At 57.7% G+C, this 241-nt stretch carries 1 pseudogene; it reads left to right on the top strand.

Annotated elements, in window-relative coordinates:
• Nucleotides 1-184 (top strand): annotated as a pseudogene (locus tag AC0IYH_RS33650) (hypothetical protein); the annotation flags it as partial.
• Nucleotides 185-241 lie beyond the last annotated feature (57 nt).

Here is a 241-nt window from a genome sequence, read left to right as displayed (position 1 = left end):
CGACCGATTCCTGCCGGTGATGAACGGTGCGCCTGTCCGCCTGCGCGTGGAGCGGCAGCTGGGATATAAACATGCCAAATACCTGATGCAGGTGAGGGCGGTCGCCAGCCTGAACGGGATAGGCAAGGGGCAAGGCGGCTATTGGGAGGAAAATGTAGACTATGATTGGTATGCTGGCATTTAGCGGATTAAAAGCGTCCCGATGCCTCTGATCGATCGTTTTCTCGGCCGCCTCGTCCAG

Source organism: Pseudomonas sp. AC463 (assembly GCF_979253585.1).
Note: the sequence above shows the minus strand (reverse complement) of the source record. Positions and strands in the feature narration are given on the sequence as shown.